Genomic DNA, 23,722 nt, shown 5'->3' on the forward strand with positions numbered 1-23,722 from the left:
CGAGGTGATCTGGTAGGAGGTCATCGGGTCGAGCACCTGCTGGCGGTTGTCGATCAGGACCGGCTCCTCCTGGTTTTCCCAGTCGTTGACATTGCAGCCCTCGCAGGCACGCTCCTCGTGGCGGAAGATCGTCTTGCCGTAGCGGTCCTGGATCCGGTCGATGAGCGACGGCTTGATCTGCTTGCCGCCGTTCGCCAGCACGGAATAGGCCGACACCATGCGCATGACCGTCGTCTCGCCCGAGCCGAGCGACATCGAAAGCAGCGGCGACATCTTGTCGTAGATGCCGAAACGCTCGGCATATTCGGCCACGAGATTCATACCCATGTCGTTGGCGAGGCGCACGGTCATCAGGTTGCGCGAGCGCTCGATGCCGAGGCGCAGCGTCGACGGGCCGGCGGCACCGCCGCCGTAGTTCTGCGGCCGCCAGACCTGGCCGCCCGAAACGATCTCGAAGGGCGCATCCATGACGACCGAGGCGGGCGTGTAGCCGTTGTCGAGCGCGGCGGCGTAGATGAAGGGCTTGAAGGAGGAGCCCGGCTGGCGCATCGCCTGCGTCGCGCGGTTGAATTCCGACTGGGCGAAGGAGAATCCGCCGACCATCGCCAGCACGCGGCCGGTATGGGGATCCATGGCGACGAGGCCGCCCTGCACCTTGGGCGGCTGGCGCAGCCGGTAGGAGGCCCCGTCCTGCGTCGGCTCGACATAGACGACGTCGCCGGCCGCAAAGACGCCCTCGGGCGACCTTGCCGACTTCCGGTCGCCGGTTGCCGACCGGTAGGCCCATTTCATGTTCTCGGCCGCGATCCGGCCGGTCACGCGCTCCTCGACGACCTTGCCGGAAGCCTCGCGGCGCGGCTGGAGGCCGATATCCGCGCCCTCGCCGTCGGTCGACAGGACGACCGCGAGCTTCCACTCGGGCACGTCGCGCATGCCCTCCACCTTCGCCAGTTCGACACCCCAGTCGCTGCCGATCTCGACCTTGGCGATCGGCCCGTGGAAACCGCGGCGCTCGTCATAGCTGATGAGGCCCTTCTGCAGCGCCGAGCGCGCAAAAGCCTGGAGGCGCGGATCGAGCGAGGTGCGCACCGACAGGCCGCCTTCATAGAGCGCATTGTCGCCGTAGCGTTCGATGATCTGGCGGCGGACTTCCTCGGCAAAGAATTCGGATGCGAAGAGCGACGGGCCGCTGCGGCGCGGGGTCACGCCGAGCGGCTGGGCCTTCGCCTCGTCGCCGTCGGTCTTGCTGACATAGCCGTTCTCGACCATGCGGTCGATCACCCAGTTGCGCCGCTCGATCGCCGCCTCGGTGCGGCGGAACGGATGGTAGTTGGACGGACCCTTGGGCAGCGCGGCGAGATAGGCGGTCTCGGCGACGGTCAGTTCGGTGACGGACTTGTCGAAATAGGTGAGCGCCGCGCCGGCGATGCCGTAGGAGTTCAGCCCGAAGAAGATCTCGTTCAGGTAGAGCTCGAGGATACGGTCCTTCGAGTAGGCCTGTTCGATGCGGAAGGAGAGGATGGCCTCCTTGACCTTGCGGTCGATCGTCTGGTCGGAGGAGAGCAGGAAGTTCTTCGCCACCTGCTGGGTGATCGTCGAGGCGCCGACCGGGCGGCGGCCGGACCCCATGTTCTGCACGTTGGTGACGATCGCCCGGAAGAGGCCGGTGACGTCGATGCCCGGATGCTGGTAGAAATTCTTGTCTTCCGCCGAGAGGAAGGCCGCCTTGACACGGTCCGGAATGGCCTGGATCGGCAGGTAGAGGCGACGCTCGCGCGCATATTCGGCCATCAGCGCGCCGTTGCCGGCATGCACGCGGGTCGTGACCGGCGGTGCGTAGCTGTTCAGCACCTCGTAGTCCGGCAGGTCCTTGGTCACGCTTCCGAGATAGATGGCGACGGCGGCCGCGACACCGAGGAAGAAGACGGTGCCAATCCCGAAAAAATATCCAATCAATCTGATCATGTGCGAGCTACCGGTACCTGTTCATTGTCTGCGGCAGACGGACAGAATCCGATCGCCGGGCAGTTCGAGCGTATGTCGTGCCAAATCCGGCCGGCCGTGCCGGTCCGTCGCTCCGCGAACGAGTCGCATTCCCTCTTGCCACCGACTAGAGACGCGAATGTGAGGAAAATAGGGCTTAGCCTATCCCGCCATGCTTGGCCACGACGCATTCACCGACGCTGTCTCTTTTTCAGCACATTTGCCGCAGCGGCGGCGGCCTCGCACACCGCGATGCCGCGGCCCGGCGGGCGCCGTTCACTGCCCCGTCGCGACCACCGTCTGCCGATAGCGGTCGACGGCCTTGCCGATCAGGTCGGAGACCCGCTCATGCCACGTCGGATCGAGCAGCAGTTTCTCGTCCTCCGCATTGGAGAGAAAGCCGAGTTCGAGCAGGATCGACGGCACGTCCGGCGCCTGCAGCACGCGGAAGCCGGCGTGGCGATGCGGATTGTTGATGAGCTTCACCTGACCCTCGAAGGTCGCGACGACGGAGCGCGCGAGGTTGATCGAGAAGGTCTGGGTCTCGCGCCGGGTGAGGTCGATGAGGATGTCGGCGACCTCCGCCGGCTCGTTCTGAAGCGGAATGCCGGCGATTTCATCCGACAGGTTCTCGCGCTCGGCAAGACCGGCTGCAAGGCTGTCGGACGCCCTGTCGGAGATCGTGTAGACCGTCGCGCCGCGAATGTCCTTCTGGCGCAGCGTGTCGGCATGGATCGAAATGAAAAGATCGGCGCCGGCGCCGCGCGCCAGTTGCACGCGCTGCGGCAGCGACAGGAATTCGTCCTTGTCGCGCGTCAGCACCGCCTTGATGCCCGGCAGCGCATTGAGTTTCCCGACGAGCACACGCGCGAAGGCAAGCGTCACATGCTTCTCCTCGGTCTTCGTCTCGACACCGCGGGCACCGTTGTCGATGCCGCCATGGCCGGCGTCGACGGCGACGACGAAGGTGCCGTCCTCCGCCCGCTCGCCGGCCGCCGGCAGCATCGCGACCGCAGTTCCGCCGGTTGCCGCCGTCTGCTGCCATTTCTGCGCCTCGACGCGCGCGGCGAAATCCTGTTCCGTCACGATCGCCGCATCCAGCACGAGCCGGAAGCTCTCCGCTCCCTGCTCCTCCTGCACGTCGGCGACGACGATCGCCACCGGACGCGTCGCCGTCAGGACGATTCGCGAGCGTCCGGCGGCCATCGCGCCGAAGCGGATGTCGGTGAAGAGCCCCCGCGCCTCCAGATCCGCCGGCTTCAGCGCGAATGCGGTCTCCGGCAGGTCGATGAGGATGCGGAAGGGGTTGGCGACGTAGTGGACGACGATATCCGGCTTGCGGTCGAATTCGATGACGATGCGTGTGCGGGCGTCGTCGCCGGCTATCCGGGCACTATAGGCAAGCAGCGGCTCGGCCGCCGATTGAGATGCCGGCGATTCAACCTGCGGCTGCGCCGCTCGCGCCGCAGGCGCGCCAGCGGCAAACATTGCCGCGAGAAAAGCTGCGGCAACGGCCACGGCCCGCGCGCGCCAGGCCGGGAACCGGCGTGACGTCTCCGTTTCCGCCGTCCGGCACGTCCCCGCCTCGTCGTCTCTCTTGCGCCACATTCCCGTCAAGCCGTTGTTTTTCCTTAAAATTTATTGCCACTTTGGCAAAAGGCCGACCCCCTGCCCCTGACTGCCCACCCGGCACCATGCCGCCTCATGGTTAACCGAACCTTACCCCGCCGGTGGCCGTGCCGCACGGTGCCATGCATCAATCAGGCCGAATGGACCATAATTATGTCGGGGCCGGCTTTTCCCTTGCCATTGTGACATATTAAACATAAAAGCAATTTCAGGGAGAAAGCACGGACGGGATGGAAGTGCGCAAACGGGCAGCCAACCGCTTTGGACTCGGCGCCGAGGAAGCCTTCATCCGCCGTCGTAACGCTTTATCCCGCGTTTCTGAATCGCGGTAATCCGGCGGTGGCCGGACCATTTCTCGGTGGAGTTTCCACCAGGGCCTTGCGCCCTTTCATCGGACCCCCAAGGGGTCTACGGTATTGGCATTCTCGTTTGGTCTTTGATGTCGTCGCAGCGGTCATTGTCAGAAGTTAGCAGGCTCAGGTGCTCCAACGCACCAGCCCTCGTCTGGCCGCTCACCACGACCCCGCACCAGACGGGATTTCATTTATCCGGCGCACCGATCTTCCTTTCCGGTTCCCTGCCCTCGCGGGCGCGGCCCGAGGGATTGCGGCTGCGCCGAGGAGCAGCACCTACATGGCAGACAAGATGCTCATCGACGCGTCCCACGCTGAGGAGACGCGCGTCGTAGTCGTACGCGGCAGCCGCATAGAAGAGTTCGACTTCGAATCCCAGCACAAGAAACAGATACGCGGCAACATCTACCTCGCGAAGGTGACCCGCGTCGAACCGTCGCTTCAGGCGGCCTTCGTCGACTACGGCGGCAACCGGCACGGCTTCCTGGCCTTCGCCGAAATCCATCCCGACTATTACCAGATCCCGCTCGCCGACCGCCAGGCGCTGTTGCGCGCCGAAGCGGAGGATTCGCGCAGGGACGACGACATCGAGCCCGTCGAAACGGCACGCATGACGAGCGGGGCTCGCACCGCCGCCGTCGAGGAAGCCCTTCCCGCCGAGGCCGCGCCTGCAGCGGAGGCCGAAGCCGATGCGCCGGAACCGGTCGAGGCCGCTGCCGAAGAGGCCGTGAAGCCAAAGAAGCCGCGCCGCACGCGCAAGGCCAAGCCGAAGGCAGGCGATGAAGCCCCGGACGCGGAAGTGGCCGAGGCCTCCGGCGAGCCGACGGAGGACGAAACGCCCTCCGGCAGCATGGCCGCCGCCGTCGATACCGACGCGATCTCGGAAGACGCACGCGACCGGCGTCACGACGATGACGACGACGACGATCACGGCCCCGAGGAGAAGGAAGAGATCGAATCGGTGGGCGCCGAGGATGCGATGGAGGAAGTGCCGGACCGCGTCGTCCGCCGCCCGCGCAAGCAGTACCGCATCCAGGAAGTCATCAAGCGTCGCCAGATCCTGCTCGTGCAGGTCGCCAAGGAAGAGCGCGGCAACAAGGGCGCCGCGCTGACCACCTACCTGTCGCTTGCCGGCCGCTACTCGGTCCTGATGCCGAACACCGCACGCGGCGGCGGCATTTCCCGCAAGATCACCAACCTGCCGGACCGCAAGCGCCTGAAGGAAATTGCCCGCGCGCTAGAAGTGCCGCAGGGCATGGGCGTCATCCTGCGCACCGCCGGCGCCAACCGCACCAAGGTCGAGGTCAAGCGCGACTTCGAATATCTGATGCGGCTTTGGGAGAACGTGCGCACGCTGACGCTGAATTCGACGGCGCCCTGCCTCGTCTACGAGGAAGGCTCGCTGATCAAGCGCTCGATCCGCGACCTCTACAACAAGGACATCAGCGAGATCGTCGTTGCCGGCGAGGAAGGCTACAGGGAGGCGAAAGCCTTCATGAAGATGCTGATGCCGAGCCACGCCAAGGTCGTCCAGCCCTATCGCGACATCCATCCGATCTTCTCGCGCTCCGGCATCGAGGCACAGCTCGACCGCATGCTGCAGCCGCAGGTGACGCTGAAGTCCGGCGGCTACATCATCATGAACCAGACCGAGGCGCTCGTCTCGATCGACGTCAACTCCGGCCGTTCGACGCGCGAGCACTCGATCGAGGAGACCGCGCTCCAGACAAACCTGGAAGCGGCCGAGGAAGTGGCGCGCCAGCTTCGCCTACGCGACCTCGCCGGCCTCGTGGTGATCGACTTCATCGACATGGAGGAGAAGCGCAACAACCGCGCCGTCGAGAAGCGTCTCAAGGATCACCTGAAGAACGACCGCGCCCGCATCCAGGTGGGCCGCATCTCGCATTTCGGCCTGCTCGAAATGTCGCGCCAGCGCATCCGCGCCTCGGTGCTCGAATCGACGATGCAGACCTGCCCGCACTGCAACGGCACGGGCAATATCCGCTCGCAGTCCTCCGTTGCCCTGCATGTGCTGCGCGGCGTCGAGGAATATCTGCTCAAGAACACGACGCACAACATCACCGTGCGGACGGTTCCCGAGATTGCGCTCTACCTGCTCAACCACAAGCGTGGCTCGATCATCGACTACGAAAACCGCTTCGGCGTGGCGATCGTCGTCGAGGCGGACGCCCATGTCGGCGCGCAGCATTTCGCGATCGACCGCGGCGAACCGGTCGAGAACCCGGTGAAGATCGACCAGATCATCCAGTTCGCGCCCGAACCGGACGAGGACGACGACGTCGTCATCGAGGAGGAGATCGACGAGGAGGAAGAGATCGAACAGCCGCGTGAGGCCGTGGCAGCGGCGCGCGCGCCCTTGGACGACCAGAACGGCCGCAACAAGCGCAAGCGCCGGCGCCGCCGGCGCGGCCGCGGCGGCCGCGAAGGCGAGGAAGGTGCCGACACGGCGCATTTCGGCGGCGAACTTGCCGGCGATGACGAGTTCGGCGACGACGAGGACGCCGAGGCGAACGGCGGCGAAGATCAGGCAGCGGACGCAGCCGAGGCGGACGGCGACCAGCCCCGCCGCAAGCGCCGGCGTCGCGGCAAGCGCGGCGGTCGCCGCAACCGCGGTGACGAGGCCGTTGCCGGAGAAGCCGGCGAGGAGGCTGACGAGGCCGATGGCGAGGACGAGGACGTACCCGCCGAGGCTGCGGCCGAAGAGGTGAGCGCCGCCGCTCCGGAAGCCGAAGTCGCGGCGGAAAAGCCCGTATCGAAGCCGCGCCGCAGCCGCAAGGCGAAGGCCGAGCCGGCCGGCGCGATTGCCGACGAAGCCGCGCAGGCCGAGATCGAGGGCCTTCCCCCCGTCGAGGACAAACCCGCCGAACCCGCCGTCGAGGAGGCCGCCGCGGCACTCGACGAGCCGAAGCCGGCCCGGGCGAACCGCGACCTCTCGACGATTGCGACCGCACCCGTCGTCAAGTCCTCCGGCACCAAGGACAGCGAGCCGGGCGACGAGTCGGGCAAGCCCAAGAAGGGCGGCTGGTGGCAGCGCCGCGGCTTCTTCTGAGCCGATCCCGCAGAGACAACCCCGACAGGCCCGGCATCGTCCGGGCCTTGTCTTTTTCCGATTTGCCAACGGGAGGACCGGACAGGTCCGACCGGAATCGGGTGGCCCCGCCGCTTCCGTCCTGCGACAGGACGATTGTCAGACGCTCGGAAGCAACGGGAGCCCTCCATGAAAGACCTGCGCGACAAGACTGCCATCATCACCGGCGCCAGCTCCGGAATCGGCCGCGCCGCCGCCCTTCTCTTTGCCCGGCACGGCGCCAGGCTCGTGCTTGCGGCACGCGGCGCCGACCGGCTTGACGCCCTGGTTCGAGAGATCCGCGAAGGCGGCGGCACGGCACTGGCCATAGCGGGCGACGTCGCCGACGAAGCGCTGCACCGCGGCCTCGTCGAGGCGGCGACCTCGACCTTCGGCGGCCTCGACATCGCCTTCAACAATGCCGGCATCACCGGGCCGGTCGGCCCCCTACCCGCGCTTGCGGCCGCCGACTGGCAAACCGTGCTCGACGTCAATCTGACGAGCGCATTCCTTGCCGCCAAATACCAGTTGCCGGCGCTCGAGGCGCGCGGCGGTGGGTCGCTCGTCTTCACCTCGACCTTCGTCGGCTACACGGCGGGCTTTCCCGGTCTTGCAGCCTACGCCGCGTCGAAGTCCGGCCTCGTCGGCCTGGTCCAGGTGCTTGCCTGCGAATACGGGCCGAAAGGCATCCGGGTGAATGCCCTCCTGCCGGGCGCCACCGACACGCCGATGGGCCGGGAGGTCGCGAGCACGCCGGAGGCGCGGGCCTTCGTCGCCGGCCTCAACGCTTTCAAGCGGCTCGCGGCGCCGGAGGAGATCGCCGAAGCGGCACTCTTTCTCGGTTCGGACGCGTCGAGTTTCATGACGGGAGCGGCGATGCTGGTCGACGGCGGCGTGTCGATCACCCGCACCTGACCGGCCTTGAGAGATCGATTCAGGTCGCTCGCAATCCGATTCCGCTCGCCGCCCCAAGCGGCTGAAGCGGAATCGTTTTCAGGGGTCGCCCTATCGCAGCCATCCGGCAATGCGCTCCATGGCCTCGCTCATCTCCTTGTAGGAGCCCGCATAGGAGAACCGCATCGTGCGGTGCCCTTCGAGCGGGTCGAAATCGAGGCCGGGCGTCGCCGCGACATTGATCCCCGAGAGCATGCGACGCGCGAAATCCATGCTGTCGTTGGTGAACCGGCCGACATCGCAATAGGCGTAGAAGGCACCGTCCATCGGCGAGGCGATGGAGAAGCCGAGTTCGGGCAGGCGCCGGCCGAGCAGCTCGCGGTTGGCGCGATAGGCGTCGCAATAGAGGTCGAGTTCCTCCCCTGAGGCGAGCGCCGCGGTGGCGGCGATCTGCGAGAGTTCCGGCGCGGAAATGTAGAGACTTTGCGCGATGCGCTCGACGGGGCGCACCATCGCCTCCGGCAGCACCATCCAGCCGACGCGCCACCCCGTCATGCAGTAGTATTTCGAGAAGGAATTGATGACGACCACGTCGTCGGTCAGCTCGAGCGCGGTCGTCTCCTCGCCGGCAAAGGTCAGGCCGTGGTAGATCTCGTCGGAGATGAAGGCGATGCCGTTGTCCGAGCAATAGCGGGAAAGTGCTGCGAGCTGCGCGCGGCCCGTCACGGTGCCGGTCGGATTGGCGGGGCTTGCGAGCAGCACGCCGGCGAGCCGGCCCGTCTGCGCCTGTGCCGCCGCGAGGCTTTCCGGCGTCAGCGTGAAGCCGTTCTCCGGCCCCGCCTCGATCTCCACGGTCTCGACGCCGAGCGCCGACAGGATGTTGCGATAGGCGGGATAGCCGGGCCGGGCGATCGCCACCCGGTCGCCCGGGTCGAAGAGGGACAGGAAGGCAAGGTTGAAGCCCGCCGAGGATCCCGTGGTCACGACGATGCGCGCCGGGTCGACGGCGACGCCATGCGCCTGGCGATAGTGCGCGGCAAGCGCCTCGCGAAGGGACAGCAGCCCCAGCGCGTCGGTATAGCCGATCCTTCCCTGTTCCAGCGCCCTGCGGGCGGCATCCAGCGCGGCGCGCGGCGCCGGGTGCACCGGCTGGCCGACGGCCATGGAAATCACGTCGTGACCGGCAGCGCGCCGGCGCGTCGCTTCCGCCAGGACGTCCATCGCGTGGAAGGGTTCGACGGCGCTGCGCCTCGAGGGTCTCATCGGTGTCTCCCTGCTTGTCTCCGGCCCTCCCCTAGCCGGAAGCACCGGCTCTTCACAATCCCGCGAAGACCGGAAATCGGCCGCTTTTCATGTTTCGTTTACCGACGACGCGTCCTATTGTCCCGCAAAGACCGGTGCGGCCAACGGTTTCGCGATTGACGCGGCTGCAGCGGGATGGGATGCAGCCGACCAGACTTCACGAGGACAGACCCGCCATGCGCATCACGACATTCCTTCGGGCGGCCGCCGTCGCCCTCCTCGCCGGCACCGCGCTTCCGCTGAGCGCGGCCGCGCTGGACGACAGCCAGAAGGAGGAAATCGGCGCCTATATCAAGGAATATCTGCTCGCCAACCCGGAGATCCTCCTGGAGGTGCAGGAGGCGCTGCAGGCGAAGCAGGCCGCCGCCCAGCAGGCGCAGTCCGCCTCCGCCATCGACGAGAACAGGGACGCGATCTTCACCTCGAAATACGACATCGCGCTCGGCAATCCGAAGGGCGACGTGACGGTGGTCGAGTTCTTCGACTACAATTGCGGCTACTGCAAACGTGCGCTCACCGACATGGATGCGATCCTCGAGAAGGACAAGAACATCCGCTTCGTCCTGAAGGAACTGCCGATCCTCGGCCCGGACTCGCTTGCCGCCCACAAGGTGAGCGCCGCCTTCCGCGACCTGAAGCCGGAGGCCTACGGCGCGTTCCACCGCGCCCTGCTCGGCGGCGAGGAACGCGCCACCGAGGAAAGCGCCATCGCGCTTGCCGGGAAACTCGGCGTCACCGAGGCGGACATCCGCAAGCAGATGGAGGCAAACCCGCACGACGAGGCGGTGCGCGAGGCCTATACGCTCGCCAACGGCCTCGGCATCACCGGCACGCCCTCCTATGTCATCGCCCGCGAGACGATCTTCGGCGCGATCGGCGCGGACGCCATCGAAGGTAAGGTCGCCAATGTGCGGGCCTGCGGCAAGGCCACTTGCTGAGCGCCATCTTTCCGCCGTTTCCTGCTGGTGTGGCAGTCCCTTGTGGACAAGCGAAGCGCTGTTCCTTGGGGCTTTCCCTGCGGAACCCGCCGGTCTATAGGTACAGGCCTATTGGCATACGGAAATTCGAATGACCTCGACGCTATACGTGCTGAACGGCCCCAATCTCAATGCGCTCGGCAAACGCGAACCCGGCATCTATGGCGGCCAGACGCTGGCGGATATCGAGGCGCTCTGCCGCGCGGAGACCGATCGGCTGGGCTACGGCCTCGAATTCCGCCAGTCCAACCACGAGGGCTTCCTGGTCGACTGGATCCACGAGGCCGGCGAGCGCGGCGCGGGCATCGCGATCAACGCGGGTGCCTATACCCACACGTCCATCGCGCTCCACGACGCGATCCGCGCCATCAAGATCCCCGTCGTCGAGGTGCATCTTTCCAACGTGCATGCGCGCGAGGAATTCCGCCACGCGTCGCGGATCGCGCCGGCGGTCAAGGGCGTCATTTGCGGCTTCGGCGCGCAGAGCTACATCCTCGCGCTCAATGCGCTCGCAACAATCACGACATAACAAGAACAAGGGCTTCCTTCCATGGCTGAGAAGAACAAGGGTATCGATCAGAGCCTGATCCGGGACCTCGCAAACATCCTCAACGAGACCGACCTGACGGAGATCGAGGTCCAGCAGGACGATCTGCGCATCCGCGTGTCGCGCACGCCGGCGGCCATCTCCATGGCGGCGATGCCGGCGATGCCCGCCTATGCCGCACCGGCAGCGCCCCAGCCGGCCGCTGCACCGACGAACGCGGCGGAAACGGCGAAGTCGAACAAGAATGCGGTCGCCGCACCGATGGTCGGCACCGCCTATCTGTCGCCCGCCCCGGGTGCCCGCCCCTTCATCGAGGTCGGCGCGACCGTCAAGGAAGGCCAGACGATCCTGATCATCGAGGCGATGAAGACGATGAACCAGATTCCGGCGCCGCGTTCGGGCAAGGTGACCGAGATCCTGGTCGAGGACGCGAGCCCGGTGGAATATGGCGAACCGCTGATCGTCATCGAATAAGGTGGCCGTCATGATCTCCAAGGTTCTCATAGCCAACCGCGGCGAAATCGCCCTTCGCGTTCTGCGCGCCTGCAAGGAGCTCGGTATCGCCACGGTTGCCGTGCATTCGACGGCGGATGCCGACGCGATGCATGTGCGGCTTGCCGACGAAAGCGTCTGCATCGGCCCGCCGCCGTCGCGTGAAAGCTACCTCAACATCCACCAGATCGTCGCCGCCTGCGAGATCACCGGCGCCGACGCCGTGCATCCGGGCTACGGCTTCCTGTCGGAAAACGCCAAGTTCGCCGAAATCCTCGACGCGCACGGCATCACGTTCATCGGCCCGACCGCGGAGCATATCCGCATCATGGGCGACAAGATCACCGCCAAGAAGACGGCGGAGGCGCTCGGCATCCCGGTCGTTCCGGGCTCCGACGGCGAGGTGAAGCCCGACAATGCGATGCAGGTCGCCCGCAAGATCGGCTTCCCGGTGCTCATCAAGGCGACCGCCGGCGGCGGCGGCCGCGGCATGAAGGTGGCGAAGACCGAAGCCGATCTCGAAGAGGCCGTCTCGACGGCCCGCGCCGAAGCGCTCGCCGCCTTCGGCAACGACGCCGTCTACATGGAAAAGTACCTCGGCAAGCCGCGCCATATCGAAATCCAGGTGGTCGGCGATGGCGAGGGCAATGCCATCCATCTCGGCGAGCGGGACTGCTCGCTGCAGCGCCGCCACCAGAAGGTCTGGGAGGAGGCGAACTCCCCTGCCCTCAATGTCGAGCAGCGCATGAAGATCGGCCAGATCTGCGCCGACGCCATGAGGAAGCTCAAGTACCGCGGCGCCGGCACGGTCGAGTTCCTCTACGAGAACGGCGAGTTCTATTTCATCGAGATGAACACGCGCCTGCAGGTGGAGCATCCGATCACCGAGGCGATCACCGGCATCGATCTCGTGCACGAGCAGATCCGGGTTGCCTCCGGCGCCGGGCTGTCGGTGACGCAGGACGAGGTCGTCTTCTCCGGCCACGCCATCGAATGCCGCATCAATGCGGAAGACCCGCGCACCTTCGTTCCCTCGCCGGGCACGATCACGCATTTCCATGCGCCGGGCGGCCTCGGCGTGCGCGTCGATTCGGGCGCCTATCAGGGCTACCGCATCCCGCCCTATTACGACAGCCTGATCGGCAAGCTGATCGTGCACGGCCGCACGCGCGTCGAATGCATGATGCGGCTGCGCCGGGTCCTCGACGAGTTCGTCATCGACGGCATCAAGACGACGCTGCCGCTCTTCCAGGACCTGATCGGCAACCAGGACATCGCCAACGGCGACTACGACATCCACTGGCTGGAGACCTATCTGGCCAGGGCCTCGGAATAGCCGGCGATGGCGGCGCGGCGCGGCAGGCACCCGGAGATCACACCGGAGCTCCTGCTGCGCGCCTACTCCATCGGTCTGTTCCCGATGGCCGATTCGGCGGACGACCCGGAGCTCTTCTGGGTCGAGCCGGATATCCGGGGCGTCATCCCGCTTGACCGCTTCCACGTCTCGCGCAGCCTTGCCAGGACAATCCGCCGGAAGCCCTTCGACATCCGTGTCGACACGGCCTTCGAGGCGGTGATCGCCGCCTGCGCCGAAGCCGCACCCGACCGCCCGTCCACCTGGATCAATCGGCGGATCAGGACGCTCTACGCGCAGCTTCACCGCATGGGGCACGCCCACAGTGTCGAGGCCTGGGAGGGGGAGCAACTCGTCGGCGGGCTCTATGGCGTTTCGCTCGGCGCCGCCTTCTTCGGCGAGAGCATGTTCTCGCGCCGAACCGATGCCTCGAAGATCTGTCTCGTGCACCTGGTCGAGCGGATGCGCGAGAAGGGATTCCGCCTGCTCGACACGCAGTTCACCACGGAGCATCTCAGAAGCTTCGGCGCGATCGACGTGCCCAAGGCGGATTACGAGGATCTTCTGGCAAACGCGCTCACCTCGCCGCACCTGCCGTTCTGATCTGTCATCGGCTGCGCGAGACGCAACCGCTCGGGTCAGTTGGACGGCTCGGCCTTCGTCTCGACATTTTCCGGCGGCGGGACGTCGGACTGCAGCTTGCATTCGGTCAGCCAGACGTCATAGACCGGGTGCTCGACGGCATTGAGGCCCGGGCTGTCGGCGAACATCCAGCCGGTGAAGATGCGGCGGATCTTGCGGTCCAGCGTGATCTCGTCCACCTCGACGAAGGTCGTCACCTTCTGCGCTTCCGTGTCGTCTCGGTTGTAGCAGACCTTCGGCGTCACCTGCAGCGCGCCGAACTGCACCGTCTCGCCGACATAGACGTCGAAGCTCGTGATGCGGCCGGTGATCTTGTCGATGCCGGAGAAGACGGCGACGGGATTCTCGATGCGCGCCGCCTCGCCGGGGCGCGGCGAAAGCGCCGTGGCGCAGACCATGCCAAGGGCCAGCACGCGCACTGCGGTGCCCGCCCGGCCGTTCGTCAGCGTCTGTATCAAATGGATCACCTGCCGGCTCCCGCAAATCCTGAAGGCGACGATGCGCCGCCCTGCCGATCCGCTAGCGATGAATTGTGGCGAAACGGGATCAGGAGCCCGGCGTCCAGGCGTCATAGTCGCCGGTAACGCGCGGACGTTCGCCGGCCGCGGCGATCGAGCCCGGCGGGCGGTAGGCAAGCGCCGAGCCCGTATGGTTCTGGCGATGCGGCTTCTGCCATTCGCGCGCCTTGTAGTCCTCGTCGGCCGGCGAGACGTCGGTGCGGTGATGCATCCAGCCGTGCCAGCCCGGCGGGATCGCCGAGGCCTCGGCATAGCCGTTGTAGATCACCCAGCGGCGCGTCCGGCCCTCGGAATCCTTGGCCGTGCCCTGATAGTAGACGTTACCGAGTTCGTCCTCGCCGACCCTTGTGCCGAAGCGCCAGGTGTGAAAGCGCGTGCCGATCGTCTGACCGTTCCACCACGTGAAGATTTGCTTCAAGAAATTCATGCGAGACGTCCTTGGCAGGATGCGGGCAACGCCGCCTTCCCTATCGAATTGCGCATTCCGCTTATGGCGCGCCGGACCGCCGATGTCCAGCGATTCCCGCGGCTTTGCATCCCTCCGGCCGGGGCTGATCGTCGCGCCTCACCCGAGCGGCTTCTCGTAGATCCAGGCCGGAATGCCGGACTGGCCGTCGCCGCAGTTCGACGTCTCGCCGACCTTCTCGAAGCCGAGCATCGCGTAGAAGGCGATCGCCCGCGTGTTTCCGGGCTCGACCTCGAGGCGCATCGCGGCGGCGTCCGGAAAGCAGGTCTCGAGCTCGGCGAAGAGATCGCGGCCGATGCCCCGGCGCTGATGTTCCGGCAGCACGTAGAGCTGATGCAGCAGCGCGGTCTTCGGCCGATCCTTCATCATGGCGGCGAAGCCCATGCCGGCGATGTTCCGGCCGTCGTCGGCGACGACAAACTCGCCGTCCCGCCGTGCGAGCCGTTCCTTCAGGGCCGGGACGGAGTGCCATTTCGCCGTCAGTTCCGAGACCTTCGCGGCGCCGTAGAGTGCATCGTAGGTGGCGTGCCACGTCTCGGCGAGCAGTGCGCTCACCTTGGCAAGGTCGCGCTCCGTCGCCGTGCGGACGAAGAACACGGCGCCTATTCCTCGATGCCGAGCTTGGCCTTCACCAGGGCCTGGACGGCCTGCGGGTTGGCCTTGCCGCCGGTCGCCTTCATCACCTGGCCGACGAACCAGCCGGCGAGCGTCGGCTTTGCCTTCACCTTCTCGACCTGGTCCGGATTGGCGGCGATGATCTCGTCGACGGCCTTCTCGATGGCACCGGTGTCGGTCACCTGCTTCATGCCGCGCGATTCCACGATGTCCGCCGGCTCGCCGCCCTCGTTCCAGACGATCTCGAAGAGATCCTTGGCAAGCTTGCCGGAGATCGTGCCGTCCTTGATGAGGTCGATGATCTGGCCGAGCTGGACGGGAGAAACCGGAGTCTCTTCAATGTCCTTGCCGGCTTTGTTCAAGGCGCCCAGCAGGTCGTTGATGACCCAGTTCGCGGCGATCTTGCCGTCGCGGCCGGCGGCGACGGCCTCGAAATAGTCGGCGATCGCCTTTTCCGAGACGAGCACCGAGGCGTCGTAGACGGACAGGCCGAGATCCTTGACGAAGCGCTCCTTCTTGTCGTCCGGCAGTTCCGGCAGGTCGGCGAGCAGACTGCCGACGAACGCGTTGTCGAATTCGAGCGGCAGCAGGTCCGGATCGGGGAAATAGCGATAGTCGTGCGCGTCCTCCTTGGAGCGCATTGAGCGCGTCTCGCCCTTGCCCGGATCGAACAGCCGCGTCTCCTGGTCGATCATGCCGCCGTCCTCCAGGATGGCGATCTGGCGACGCGCCTCGAATTCGATCGCCTGGCCGACGAAGCGGATCGAGTTGACGTTCTTGATCTCGCAGCGCGTACCGAATCCCTCGCCCGGCCGGCGCACCGAAACGTTGACGTCGGCGCGCATCGAGCCTTCGTCCATGTTGCCGTCGCAGGTGCCGAGATAGCGCAGGATGGTGCGCAGCTTGGTGAGATAGGCCTTGGCCTCGTCGGAGGAGCGCATGTCCGGCTTGGAGACGATTTCCATCAGCGCGACGCCGGAACGGTTGAGATCGACATAGGACATGGTCGGATGCTGATCGTGCATCGACTTGCCGGCGTCCTGCTCCAGATGCAGCCGCTCGATGCCGATCTCCACGTCCTCGAACTGCCCCTTGCGGTCCGGGCCGACGGAGATGACGATCTTGCCCTCGCCGACGATCGGGTCCTTGTACTGCGAGATCTGGTAGCCCTGCGGCAGGTCCGGGTAGAAATAGTTCTTCCGGTCGAAGATCGAGCGATGGTTGATCTGCGCCTTCAGGCCGAGCCCCGTGCGCACCGCCTGCCGGACGCATTCCTCGTTGATGACGGGCAGCATGCCGGGCATCGCCGCATCGACCAGCGAGACATTGGCGTTCGGTGCCTTGCCGAATTCCGTCGAAGCGCCGGAGAAGAGCTTCGAATTGGAAAGGATCTGCGCATGCACCTCCATGCCGATGATCACCTCCCAGTCGCCGGTAGCGCCGGGGATGTAGCGTTTCGGATCGGAAATACGGACGTCGACGAGGGTCATGGGATGCTCTTCGCAGTGGCCTTGGATTCGCCTGCCTCGGTAGACCATATGCCCCGGAGGCGCAAGGCTTGCGACGGGTGTCCCATGCCTTCCGGAGCAACCGGCCTTGACATCAGCCATAATTCGTAACATATATTGTTACATGAAAAGAAACAGCCGACTTTCCGCGGTGCTGCATGCGCTGATGCACATGGCCGAGCGCGACCGCCCGATGACCTCGGACGAACTTGCGCATTGCCTCGATACCAATGCCGTCGTCGTCAGGCGCACCATGGCCGGGCTGCGGGATGCCGGCATCGTCGCGTCCGGCCGCGGCCATGGCGGCGGCTGGCAATTCGCCCGACCGCTCGACGACATCTCGCTTTTCGACATCTACAACGCGCTGGGCGAGCCGATTCTCTTCCAGATCGGACCGGCGACCGAAATGCCGGGCTGCGCCGTCGAACGGTCCGTCAACGCCGTCATCGGCGAAGCGCTGAAGGATGCCGAGGCGATGCTGATGGCGCGGTTCCGGCAGAAGACGCTCGCCGACCTCGCGGCAGATTTCCATCTCGCGGTGCTTGCAAAGGCGGCGCGCCCCGACACCGGCTGAGCCGGGTCCCGCTTCCCTCCCCAAGGCAGACGATCGCGCGGCGCGTGTCGCGCGAAGGCTGCCGCTTGCTCCAGAAAGGATGAGACCATGACCGAAGATGCCATCATCGTCGGCGGGGGCTTTGCCGGCCTGTCGGCCGCCATGCAGCTCGCCCGCGCCCGCCGCCGTGTGACCGTGCTCGACACCGGCCTGCCCCGCAACCGCTTCGCCGCCCATGCGCACGGCTTCCTCGCCCAGGACGGACGGCCGGGCCTCGACATCCTCGCCGATGCCCGCCGGCAGCTCGCCGCCTACGGGACGGTGACGTTCCGCGACACCGAAGCCGAGCGCCTCGACGGCGACATCGACGCCTTTTCGGTCCTGACCGGCGACGGCGAGCGCATCGCGGCGCGGCGCGTGCTGCTGGCGACCGGCTTCGAGGACCGGCTGCCGGATGTTGCGGGCCTTGCGGAGCGCTGGGGCAAGACCGTGCTGCATTGCCCGTATTGCCACGGTTACGAGGTCGGCGGCGGCCCGATGGGCGTGCTGGCGCGCACGGCCGATGCGGCGCGCTTCGCCACGATCGTCTCCGACTGGGGCGGCGTGACGCTCTTCACCAACGGGACGGCGGAGCCGGAGGAAGAGGCTCTTGCCCTTCTCGAGCGGCGCAACGTCACGCTTCGCCCGGGCCGGGTGACCGCCATCGCGGACGGTCCGGACGGAATGCTCTCCGTCGAGACCGGTCCCGGCATCCCGACGCTCGTCAGGGCGCTCTTCGTCATGCCCGAGGCGAGGGTGCGCAGCGCCATTCCGGACGACCGGGCGCTTGCCCGCAAGGAAACCCCGATCGGCCCGATCATCAAGACCGACGAGACCGGCCAGACGTCGCTTCCCGGCCTCTATGCCGCCGGCGACATCGCGATCGGCGCCGGCAACATCTCGTTCGCCTCGGCAGACGGAGTGAAGGCCGGGGTCATGCTGCACCATTCGCTGATCGTCGCCGCCAATTGACGAAAACCGGACGCATCGGCTATCACCGGTGCGTCCTTTGGGAGTTTTGATGTTTTCGTCGTCGGAGGCCTGCTGAGGACCCTGCCCGCATCGCGATGCGCGCAGGGTCGGAAAAACGATAGAGCTCGCCCCTCCGGGTGGCGGAACGTTTTTTCGCGTTCGTTCGAACGCCTTACGGATCCCGACCAATGGACATTTCCCGCGCCGAACAGCGCATTCTCCACCTGCTCGCCCAGGGCGGCAGGATCGACATTGAACGGGACGACGACACACGCAAGATCGTGACGGTCGCCTGCATCACGCGGGACGGCTGGCGTGTCTCCGGCCTCGACCTGCCGCTCTTCCGAAAACTCAAGCGGCGGCGCTGCATCGCCTCATCGGGCGGCCGGCCCTACCGCATCACCGGGCGGGGCCTCGCGCTCGTGCGCGCGCAGCTCGACAACCGGTGACCGGACGGCGGCGCGCTGTGCCCGCCTTAACGGCGGGCACCTGCACTCGCGGCCCCGCTTTATTAGAAATGAATAATTTTGCGGGCCACTCCGTTACCGTTCAGGACAAAATGGAGGACCGCTTTCCTTAGCATATCCTATAAGATCAGTTTCAACGGGGAGTGTTACAATGCTCAATGGAACGACTGTTCACCTCGACATCTATGCCCCGACATTGAAGAACAAGATATCGACAACCGCGACGGAGCAGATAAGCTCCGGAAGAACCGAGTTCGACGACCTTCAGGACTACGACATCAGCGGCGACAGCTACACGATCGTGTCGGCCAAGCTCGATATCAGCGGCCTCAAGGTACGCTATACCATCACGGACAATCGCTTTTCCGGCTTCGCCAATGTTCAGGATTTCAACGGATATGTCCTGACATTCGATGGCTTCGGTGGAGCGCGCACGCTCCATTCGGTCACGCTGCAAACCAACAAGACGACGCTTGCGATCGACGAAAGCGCGTTTTCCGTGACCAACAACAAGCTCTTCGTCAACGTGGACGCCGTTGCCTTCAAATATGGCGACAGCTTCACGTTGCTCCTCGGCGTGCAGACCAGGGGGACGAAATCCAACGATCGCCTCGTCGGCGGCAACGGCGCCGACGAACTGCTCGGTCGAGACGGCAATGACAGGCTTCGCGGTGAAGGCGGAGACGACGATCTGCTCGGCGGCGGCGGCCGGGATCGCATTTCAGGCGGTGGAGGCAACGATTACCTGAACGGCGGCGGCGGCGGCGACAAGCTCGCGGGCGGAGGCGGCAGCGATCACTTCGTTTTCGCCGGGCGCTTCGGCCGAGACAAGATCGTCGATTTCGACGCGACGGGCGCGGGCCACGACATACTGGACCTCACGTCCGTCAACGGCATCGACAACTTCGCGGATCTCAAGGACAATCACATGGTCCAGCGGACGGACGGCGTGCGCATCAAGTTTTCGGACGTGGGCACGATCGTGCTCAAGAATGTACAGCTGGACGAACTCCAGCATTCCGATTTCCTGCTCTGAGTCGGCTTGCCGAGCTCAAAGGCCGCCCATGCCATAGCTGAACGGTTCGCTGGAAACCATCTGCCGCGACAGCCCGATCGATTCGATGTCGCGGTCGAGCTTCGGCGAATATACGATCGAGAGCCAATGGACCGAATAGCCCCGGGCGCGGAAGAAGGCGACCGCCGGCTCATTGCGGGCGTGTGTTTGCAGGCGCGCCGCCTCGTAACCTGCCGCCATCATCTCGGCTTCGACCGCCGAAAGAAGCCGGCTGCCGATCCCCTGCCGCTGCAGCGCGGGTTCGACCCAAAGATCGGAAATCTGGTCGTCCAGCTCTTCCCGCGCCGCCCATCCGACAGTCTGCCCTGCCCGCTCGGCCACCGTGACGGCGAGCCAGTTGTTGACAAGGAATGTCTCGAAGGCGTTGCGGGCATTTGCTCCCAGCACATCGAGATCGGCCACGCCGATGACCGCCTGCTCCCAGGCCCGCATGCCGATTTCGACAAGCGTGCGGACATCCTCGCTGCGGGCATTGCGGACAATGATCAACGGACGGCCCTCTTTAGAGGCCCATTAAGCCATTCAAATCTGCATTTGACGAGATCCGCCTTCCAAAATGCAGAGAAAATCCGAGACGCCGCTCAAATGGGCTGCGCGGCCTGATGCCACCGCCGCCCCGGGATTAACGCATGGAAGCTCCCGCAAGCAGGTGCTGCCGTCGCGAACGATCTATGCCGGCTGGAGGAAAGCGTGACGCTCCCTACCACCACTTCTGCGGCGAAAAGCGGCCGGCGGCCTGTTCGATGACATGCGCCGTCCTGAAAAGGGTTTCCTCTTCGAAGGGCTTGCCGATGAGCTGCAGGCCGAGCGGCAGGCCCTTGTGGTCGAGGCCGGCGGGAACGGCGATGCCCGGCAGGCCGGCCATGTTCACCGTCACGGTGAAGATGTCGTTGAGGTACATCTTCACCGGATCGGCCGCGAGATCCTCGTCGGCGATGCCGAAGGCGGAGGACGGCGTGGCGGGCGTCAGGATGGCGTCGACGCCGGCATGGAAGGCGAGCTCGAAGTCCCGTTTGATCAGCGTGCGCACCTTCTGGGCCCGCAGGTAATAGGCGTCGTAGTAGCCGGCGGAGAGCACATAGGTGCCGATCATGATGCGGCGCTTCACCTCCTGGCCGAAGCCGCTGGCGCGCGTCTTCTCGTACATGTCGACGATGTCCTTGCCCTCGACGCGCAGGCCGTAGCGCACGCCGTCGTAGCGGGCGAGGTTCGAGGAGGCTTCCGCCGGCGCCACGATGTAGTAGGCGGGCAGCGCATATTTGGTGTGCGGCAGCGTGATGTCGACGATCTCGGCGCCGGCGTCCTTCAGCCAGGCGATGCCCTGGCTCCAGAGCGCCTCAATCTCGTCGGGCATGCCGTCGACGCGGTATTCCTTCGGAATGCCGATGCGCATGCCCTTGAGCGACTTGCCGAGCGAGGCCTCGTAATCCGGGACCGGAAGGTCGACCGACGTCGTGTCCTTCGGATCGACGCTCGCCATGGATTTCAGAAGGATCGCCGCGTCGCGCACGTCGCGGGCGATGGGACCGGCCTGGTCGAGCGACGAGGCGAAGGCGACGATGCCGAAGCGCGAGCAGCGGCCGTAGGTAGGCTTGATGCCGACCGTGCCGGTGAAGGCCGCCGGCTGGCGGATCGAGCCGCCGGTGTCGGTCGCGGTCGCGCCGGCGCAGAGGAAGGCCGCAACGGCGGCAGCCGAACCGCCCGAGGAGCCGCCCGGCACGAGAAGCTTGTTCGAGCCGACTACTCGCTTCCAATGAAGCCCTTCCTTACCATGCACGTCGAGTTCCGGAGCTTCTCTCTCGCGTTCACGCCAAGGATTGATCACCGGACCATAGTAAGAAGTCTCGTTGGACGAACCCATGGCGAATTCGTCCATGTTGAGCTTGCCGAGCATGACGGCGCCGTCGTTCCAGAGGTTCTGGGTGACGGTCGATTCGTATTTCGGCTTGAAGCCGTCGAGGATATGGCTTGCCGCCTGCGTGTGCACGCCCTCCGTGCCGAACAGGTCCTTGATGCCGAGCGGAATGCCCTCGAGCGCGCCCGCCTTGCCGGCCGCGATGCGCGCGTCGGAGATCTCCGCCATGGCGCGCGCCTTATCCGGCGTCACCGCGACATAGGCGTTGAGCACCGGGTTCGCCGCGCCGATCGCGGCGAGATAGGCCTCCGTCAGTTCGACGGCGGTGATCTCCTTCGCGATGAGCTTCTCGCGGGCTTCGGCGATGGTAAGGCGGGTCAGGTCGGTCATGGTGCGATCGCTTCGGTCGGGCGGCGGGGCCGCTTGAATGTCGGGTGCGGACGGGAACAGGCGCGGGCCTATTCGACGACCTTCGGCACGAGGAAGAAGTTGCGGTCCGTCGCCGGGGCGTTCGCCACCACGTCGTCCGCCTTGTCGCCGTCCGTCACGGCGTCGAGGCGCTTCTTCATGGCCATCGGTGTCACCGAGGTCATGGGTTCGACGCCCGCGACATCGACCTCGGAAAGCTGCTCGACGAAGCCGAGGATGCCGTTCAGCTCGCCCATCATGCGATTGGCCTCCTCCTCGCTGACCGCGATGCGGGCGAGATGGGCGACACGTTTGACGGTGGCGAGATCGACGGACATGGCTTGCTCCGGTGGGATTTTTCCCACCGGCTATAGCCGCCAAGACGGGGCGGCGCAACGGGTGATCGCGTCGGGCCTAAACGATGCGCGTGATCGCGAGGCCGGCAAGCTGGATGTCGCCCGGTGCCCGCGCCGCGCCGTCCATGATCCACACCGGATCGCCGATGCATTCGACCCTGCCCTCGGTGACCACGAGACCGTCGCCGTCGCGGCAGGCAACGATCGGCCGCGACGTGAGGCGGCTGTAGCGCAGGAGTTCCGGCAGATAGGCGGGTTTTCCGCCGAGATGCGGGAAGAACTCGAAGGGCACCAGATCCAGCGCCGCGCCGCCCTCGACCTCTTCCGGCGCGGCGCCCGAAAAGAGCGCGTCGCTCGCGATCGTCGGCGTCATCAGAATCGCACCGGCGCTCGTGCCGATCAGGATGCCGCCGCGCCGCGCCCAGGCCGCGAGCCGGGCGTGCATGCCGCTCGCCCCCAGCCGCTTCAGGAAACCTGCCGTATGGCCGCCGGACAGATGGATGGCGTCACAGGAAAATAGCTTGTCGATCGCCGCGGCATCCGGCGGTTCGTCGAGGTCGAAACAGAGGTCGAGGTCGAGACCGTAACGGGCGTAGTAGGCGCGGCGCTCGCGGAAGAAGCGGCGTCCGGGGTCGGGGCCGGAGGGAATGTAGCCGATGTGCGACCCGACGCCGCGCACCGTCATCATCGCGAGCAGGCGCCGGTCGACCGCCGCATTCGGCGGCACGATCTGGTCGCTGTAGAAGGCGAGATTGCACACGGCCGGACTCCCCGGGGCCGACGCGGTCAACGCGAAACCGCGTCACCGACCTTCGGCACCTCGACCGTCGTCCCGACACCGTCCATCGCGGCAACGAAGGTGTCCGCCGTCTGGTCGAGGACGCCGAAGGAGCCGTAGTGGCAGGGGATGACCGTGCCGAACTTGAAATAGCGCCGGCAAGCGAGCGCCGCCACCGCGCCGCCCATCGTGAAGCGGTCGCCGATCGGCACCAGGCCGATATCCGGCTGGTGCAGTTCCTGGACGAGTGCCATGTCCGAGAAGATGTCGGTGTCGCCCATGTGGTAGAGCGTCGGCTCGTCCTCGAAATGCAGGACGAGGCCGTTGGCGCTGCCGAGCGAATGGGAAACACCGTCCTCGGTGATCTGTGCGGAGGAATGCAGCGCGTTGACGAAGGTCACCGAGAAACCGTCGAAATGCACGGTGCCGCCGGTATTGCCCATGTCGACGTTCGCAGCGCCCTTCGAGCCGAGCCAGGCCGCAAGGTCGGCATTGGCGAAGACCGTCGCACCGGTCTCCCCGGCGATCGCCAGCGTATCGCCGACATGGTCGCCGTGGCCGTGCGTCAGGAGGACGTGGGTGAGGCCTGCCGTCGCATCGCGGCGGGTCGATTCGTCGAAGGCCGGATTGCCGGTGAAGAAGGGGTCGATCAGGATCTTGGCCTTGGCGGTCTCGATGCGAAAGGCGGAATGGCCGAGCCAGGTGATCTTCATGGATGGTTTTCCTTTGCATAGGCGTGGCGGACGATAGAAACCAACGAATGTCGGCGACAACCGTTTCCATTCGCGGCAGGAAGAATATAAGCGTGGCGCGCGGGAAGGCGAACGTCCCGCGCCAACCGCAGTGCAGAA

23 protein-coding genes are annotated in these 23,722 nt (G+C 65.9%); 11 read left to right on the plus strand and 12 right to left on the minus strand.

Features of this window, described 5'->3' with window-relative positions; translation table 11 throughout:
- The coding region (locus LXM94_RS15485; RefSeq protein ID WP_235772370.1) for a penicillin-binding protein 1A at positions 1-1,965 on the minus strand (1,965 nt) is incomplete at its 3' end.
- A 294-nt stretch (positions 1,966-2,259) separates the two neighbouring features.
- Positions 2,260-3,471, minus strand: a complete 1,212-nt coding sequence (locus tag LXM94_RS15490; protein WP_408015649.1) for an N-acetylmuramoyl-L-alanine amidase — start codon at positions 3,469-3,471, stop codon at positions 2,260-2,262.
- Positions 3,472-4,245: 774 nt separating this feature from the next.
- On the opposite strand from LXM94_RS15490, the gene LXM94_RS15495 reads away from it, so the two are divergent.
- Both LXM94_RS15495 and LXM94_RS15500 read left to right on the plus strand, forming a co-directional pair.
- Positions 4,246-7,035, plus strand: coding sequence for an Rne/Rng family ribonuclease (locus tag LXM94_RS15495; RefSeq protein ID WP_235772372.1), 2,790 nt, complete (start codon positions 4,246-4,248; stop codon positions 7,033-7,035).
- 168 nt (positions 7,036-7,203) lie between these two features.
- Complete coding sequence (locus tag LXM94_RS15500; RefSeq protein ID WP_235772373.1) at positions 7,204-7,968, plus strand: SDR family oxidoreductase; 765 nt, start codon at positions 7,204-7,206, stop codon at positions 7,966-7,968.
- Positions 7,969-8,058: 90 nt separating this feature from the next.
- On the opposite strand, the gene LXM94_RS15505 is transcribed toward LXM94_RS15500, so the two are convergent.
- Positions 8,059-9,210, minus strand: a complete 1,152-nt coding sequence (locus LXM94_RS15505; RefSeq protein ID WP_235772374.1) for a pyridoxal phosphate-dependent aminotransferase — start codon at positions 9,208-9,210, stop codon at positions 8,059-8,061.
- A gap of 215 nt (positions 9,211-9,425) precedes the next feature.
- Here LXM94_RS15505 and LXM94_RS15510 point away from each other — a divergent pair, with 215 nt between their 5' ends.
- The 5 genes from LXM94_RS15510 to aat all read left to right on the plus strand — a co-directional run bounded on the left by LXM94_RS15510 (position 9,426) and on the right by aat (position 13,222).
- Positions 9,426-10,187, plus strand: coding sequence for a DsbA family protein (locus LXM94_RS15510; protein WP_235772375.1), 762 nt, complete (start codon positions 9,426-9,428; stop codon positions 10,185-10,187).
- A gap of 130 nt (positions 10,188-10,317) precedes the next feature.
- Positions 10,318-10,755: a type II 3-dehydroquinate dehydratase gene (gene aroQ / locus LXM94_RS15515; protein ID WP_235772376.1), complete on the plus strand. Its 438-nt coding sequence runs from the start codon at positions 10,318-10,320 to the stop codon at positions 10,753-10,755.
- Between the two features lie 21 nt (positions 10,756-10,776).
- On the plus strand, positions 10,777-11,247 hold the full coding sequence (gene accB / locus LXM94_RS15520) for an acetyl-CoA carboxylase biotin carboxyl carrier protein (protein ID WP_235772377.1): 471 nt from the start codon (positions 10,777-10,779) through the stop codon (positions 11,245-11,247).
- Between the two features lie 10 nt (positions 11,248-11,257).
- Positions 11,258-12,601, plus strand: coding sequence for an acetyl-CoA carboxylase biotin carboxylase subunit (gene accC, locus LXM94_RS15525; protein WP_235772378.1), 1,344 nt, complete (start codon positions 11,258-11,260; stop codon positions 12,599-12,601).
- 6 nt (positions 12,602-12,607) lie between these two features.
- Positions 12,608-13,222, plus strand: coding sequence for a leucyl/phenylalanyl-tRNA--protein transferase (gene aat, locus LXM94_RS15530; protein ID WP_235772379.1), 615 nt, complete (start codon positions 12,608-12,610; stop codon positions 13,220-13,222).
- 35 nt (positions 13,223-13,257) lie between these two features.
- Here the strand turns inward: aat and LXM94_RS15535 are convergent, their stop codons facing one another.
- The 4 genes from LXM94_RS15535 to gatB form a co-directional block, all read right to left on the minus strand.
- Positions 13,258-13,659, minus strand: a complete 402-nt coding sequence (locus LXM94_RS15535; RefSeq protein ID WP_235772408.1) for a DUF2155 domain-containing protein — start codon at positions 13,657-13,659, stop codon at positions 13,258-13,260.
- A 148-nt stretch (positions 13,660-13,807) separates the two neighbouring features.
- On the minus strand, positions 13,808-14,206 hold the full coding sequence (locus LXM94_RS15540) for an NADH:ubiquinone oxidoreductase subunit NDUFA12 (protein WP_235772380.1): 399 nt from the start codon (positions 14,204-14,206) through the stop codon (positions 13,808-13,810).
- A 138-nt stretch (positions 14,207-14,344) separates the two neighbouring features.
- The gene (locus LXM94_RS15545) at positions 14,345-14,842 is read right to left on the minus strand and encodes a GNAT family N-acetyltransferase (protein WP_235772381.1); all 498 of its coding nucleotides are present in this window, start codon (positions 14,840-14,842) and stop codon (positions 14,345-14,347) included.
- Positions 14,843-14,847: 5 nt separating this feature from the next.
- Positions 14,848-16,350 (minus strand): Asp-tRNA(Asn)/Glu-tRNA(Gln) amidotransferase subunit GatB, encoded by a 1,503-nt coding sequence (gene gatB, locus LXM94_RS15550; protein ID WP_235772382.1) that lies wholly within the window; start codon positions 16,348-16,350, stop codon positions 14,848-14,850.
- A gap of 142 nt (positions 16,351-16,492) precedes the next feature.
- Between gatB and LXM94_RS15555 the strand changes: the two genes are divergently transcribed.
- The 4 genes from LXM94_RS15555 to LXM94_RS15570 all read left to right on the plus strand — a co-directional run bounded on the left by LXM94_RS15555 (position 16,493) and on the right by LXM94_RS15570 (position 19,435).
- Entirely contained in the window at positions 16,493-16,942 is a 450-nt protein-coding gene (locus tag LXM94_RS15555) for an Rrf2 family transcriptional regulator (RefSeq protein WP_235772383.1), read from the plus strand.
- 87 nt (positions 16,943-17,029) lie between these two features.
- A complete protein-coding gene (locus LXM94_RS15560; RefSeq protein ID WP_235772384.1) occupies positions 17,030-17,932 on the plus strand; it encodes an NAD(P)/FAD-dependent oxidoreductase in 903 nt (300 codons plus the stop codon).
- Between the two features lie 188 nt (positions 17,933-18,120).
- Positions 18,121-18,381 (plus strand): YjhX family toxin, encoded by a 261-nt coding sequence (locus LXM94_RS15565; RefSeq protein WP_235772385.1) that lies wholly within the window; start codon positions 18,121-18,123, stop codon positions 18,379-18,381.
- Positions 18,382-18,550: 169 nt separating this feature from the next.
- Positions 18,551-19,435, plus strand: a complete 885-nt coding sequence (locus LXM94_RS15570; RefSeq protein WP_235772386.1) for a hypothetical protein — start codon at positions 18,551-18,553, stop codon at positions 19,433-19,435.
- 15 nt (positions 19,436-19,450) lie between these two features.
- On the opposite strand, the gene LXM94_RS15575 is transcribed toward LXM94_RS15570, so the two are convergent.
- The 5 genes from LXM94_RS15575 to LXM94_RS15595 all read right to left on the minus strand — a co-directional run bounded on the left by LXM94_RS15575 (position 19,451) and on the right by LXM94_RS15595 (position 23,584).
- Positions 19,451-19,963 carry a GNAT family N-acetyltransferase gene (locus LXM94_RS15575; protein WP_235772387.1) on the minus strand — a complete coding sequence of 171 codons (513 nt, stop codon included), beginning with the start codon at positions 19,961-19,963 and terminating at the stop codon, positions 19,451-19,453.
- Between the two features lie 211 nt (positions 19,964-20,174).
- Positions 20,175-21,719: an amidase family protein gene (locus tag LXM94_RS15580; RefSeq protein WP_235772388.1), complete on the minus strand. Its 1,545-nt coding sequence runs from the start codon at positions 21,717-21,719 to the stop codon at positions 20,175-20,177.
- Between the two features lie 68 nt (positions 21,720-21,787).
- On the minus strand, positions 21,788-22,075 hold the full coding sequence (gene gatC / locus LXM94_RS15585) for an Asp-tRNA(Asn)/Glu-tRNA(Gln) amidotransferase subunit GatC (protein ID WP_235772389.1): 288 nt from the start codon (positions 22,073-22,075) through the stop codon (positions 21,788-21,790).
- Between the two features lie 76 nt (positions 22,076-22,151).
- Positions 22,152-22,853 carry a Type 1 glutamine amidotransferase-like domain-containing protein gene (locus tag LXM94_RS15590; protein WP_235772390.1) on the minus strand — a complete coding sequence of 234 codons (702 nt, stop codon included), beginning with the start codon at positions 22,851-22,853 and terminating at the stop codon, positions 22,152-22,154.
- Between the two features lie 26 nt (positions 22,854-22,879).
- Positions 22,880-23,584 (minus strand): metal-dependent hydrolase, encoded by a 705-nt coding sequence (locus tag LXM94_RS15595; RefSeq protein WP_235772391.1) that lies wholly within the window; start codon positions 23,582-23,584, stop codon positions 22,880-22,882.
- Positions 23,585-23,722: the final 138 nt, after the last annotated feature.

Origin of the sequence: Rhizobium alarense (assembly GCF_021555155.1) — a bacterium.
GTDB classification, from domain to species: Bacteria; Pseudomonadota; Alphaproteobacteria; order Rhizobiales; family Rhizobiaceae; genus Rhizobium_D; species Rhizobium_D alarense.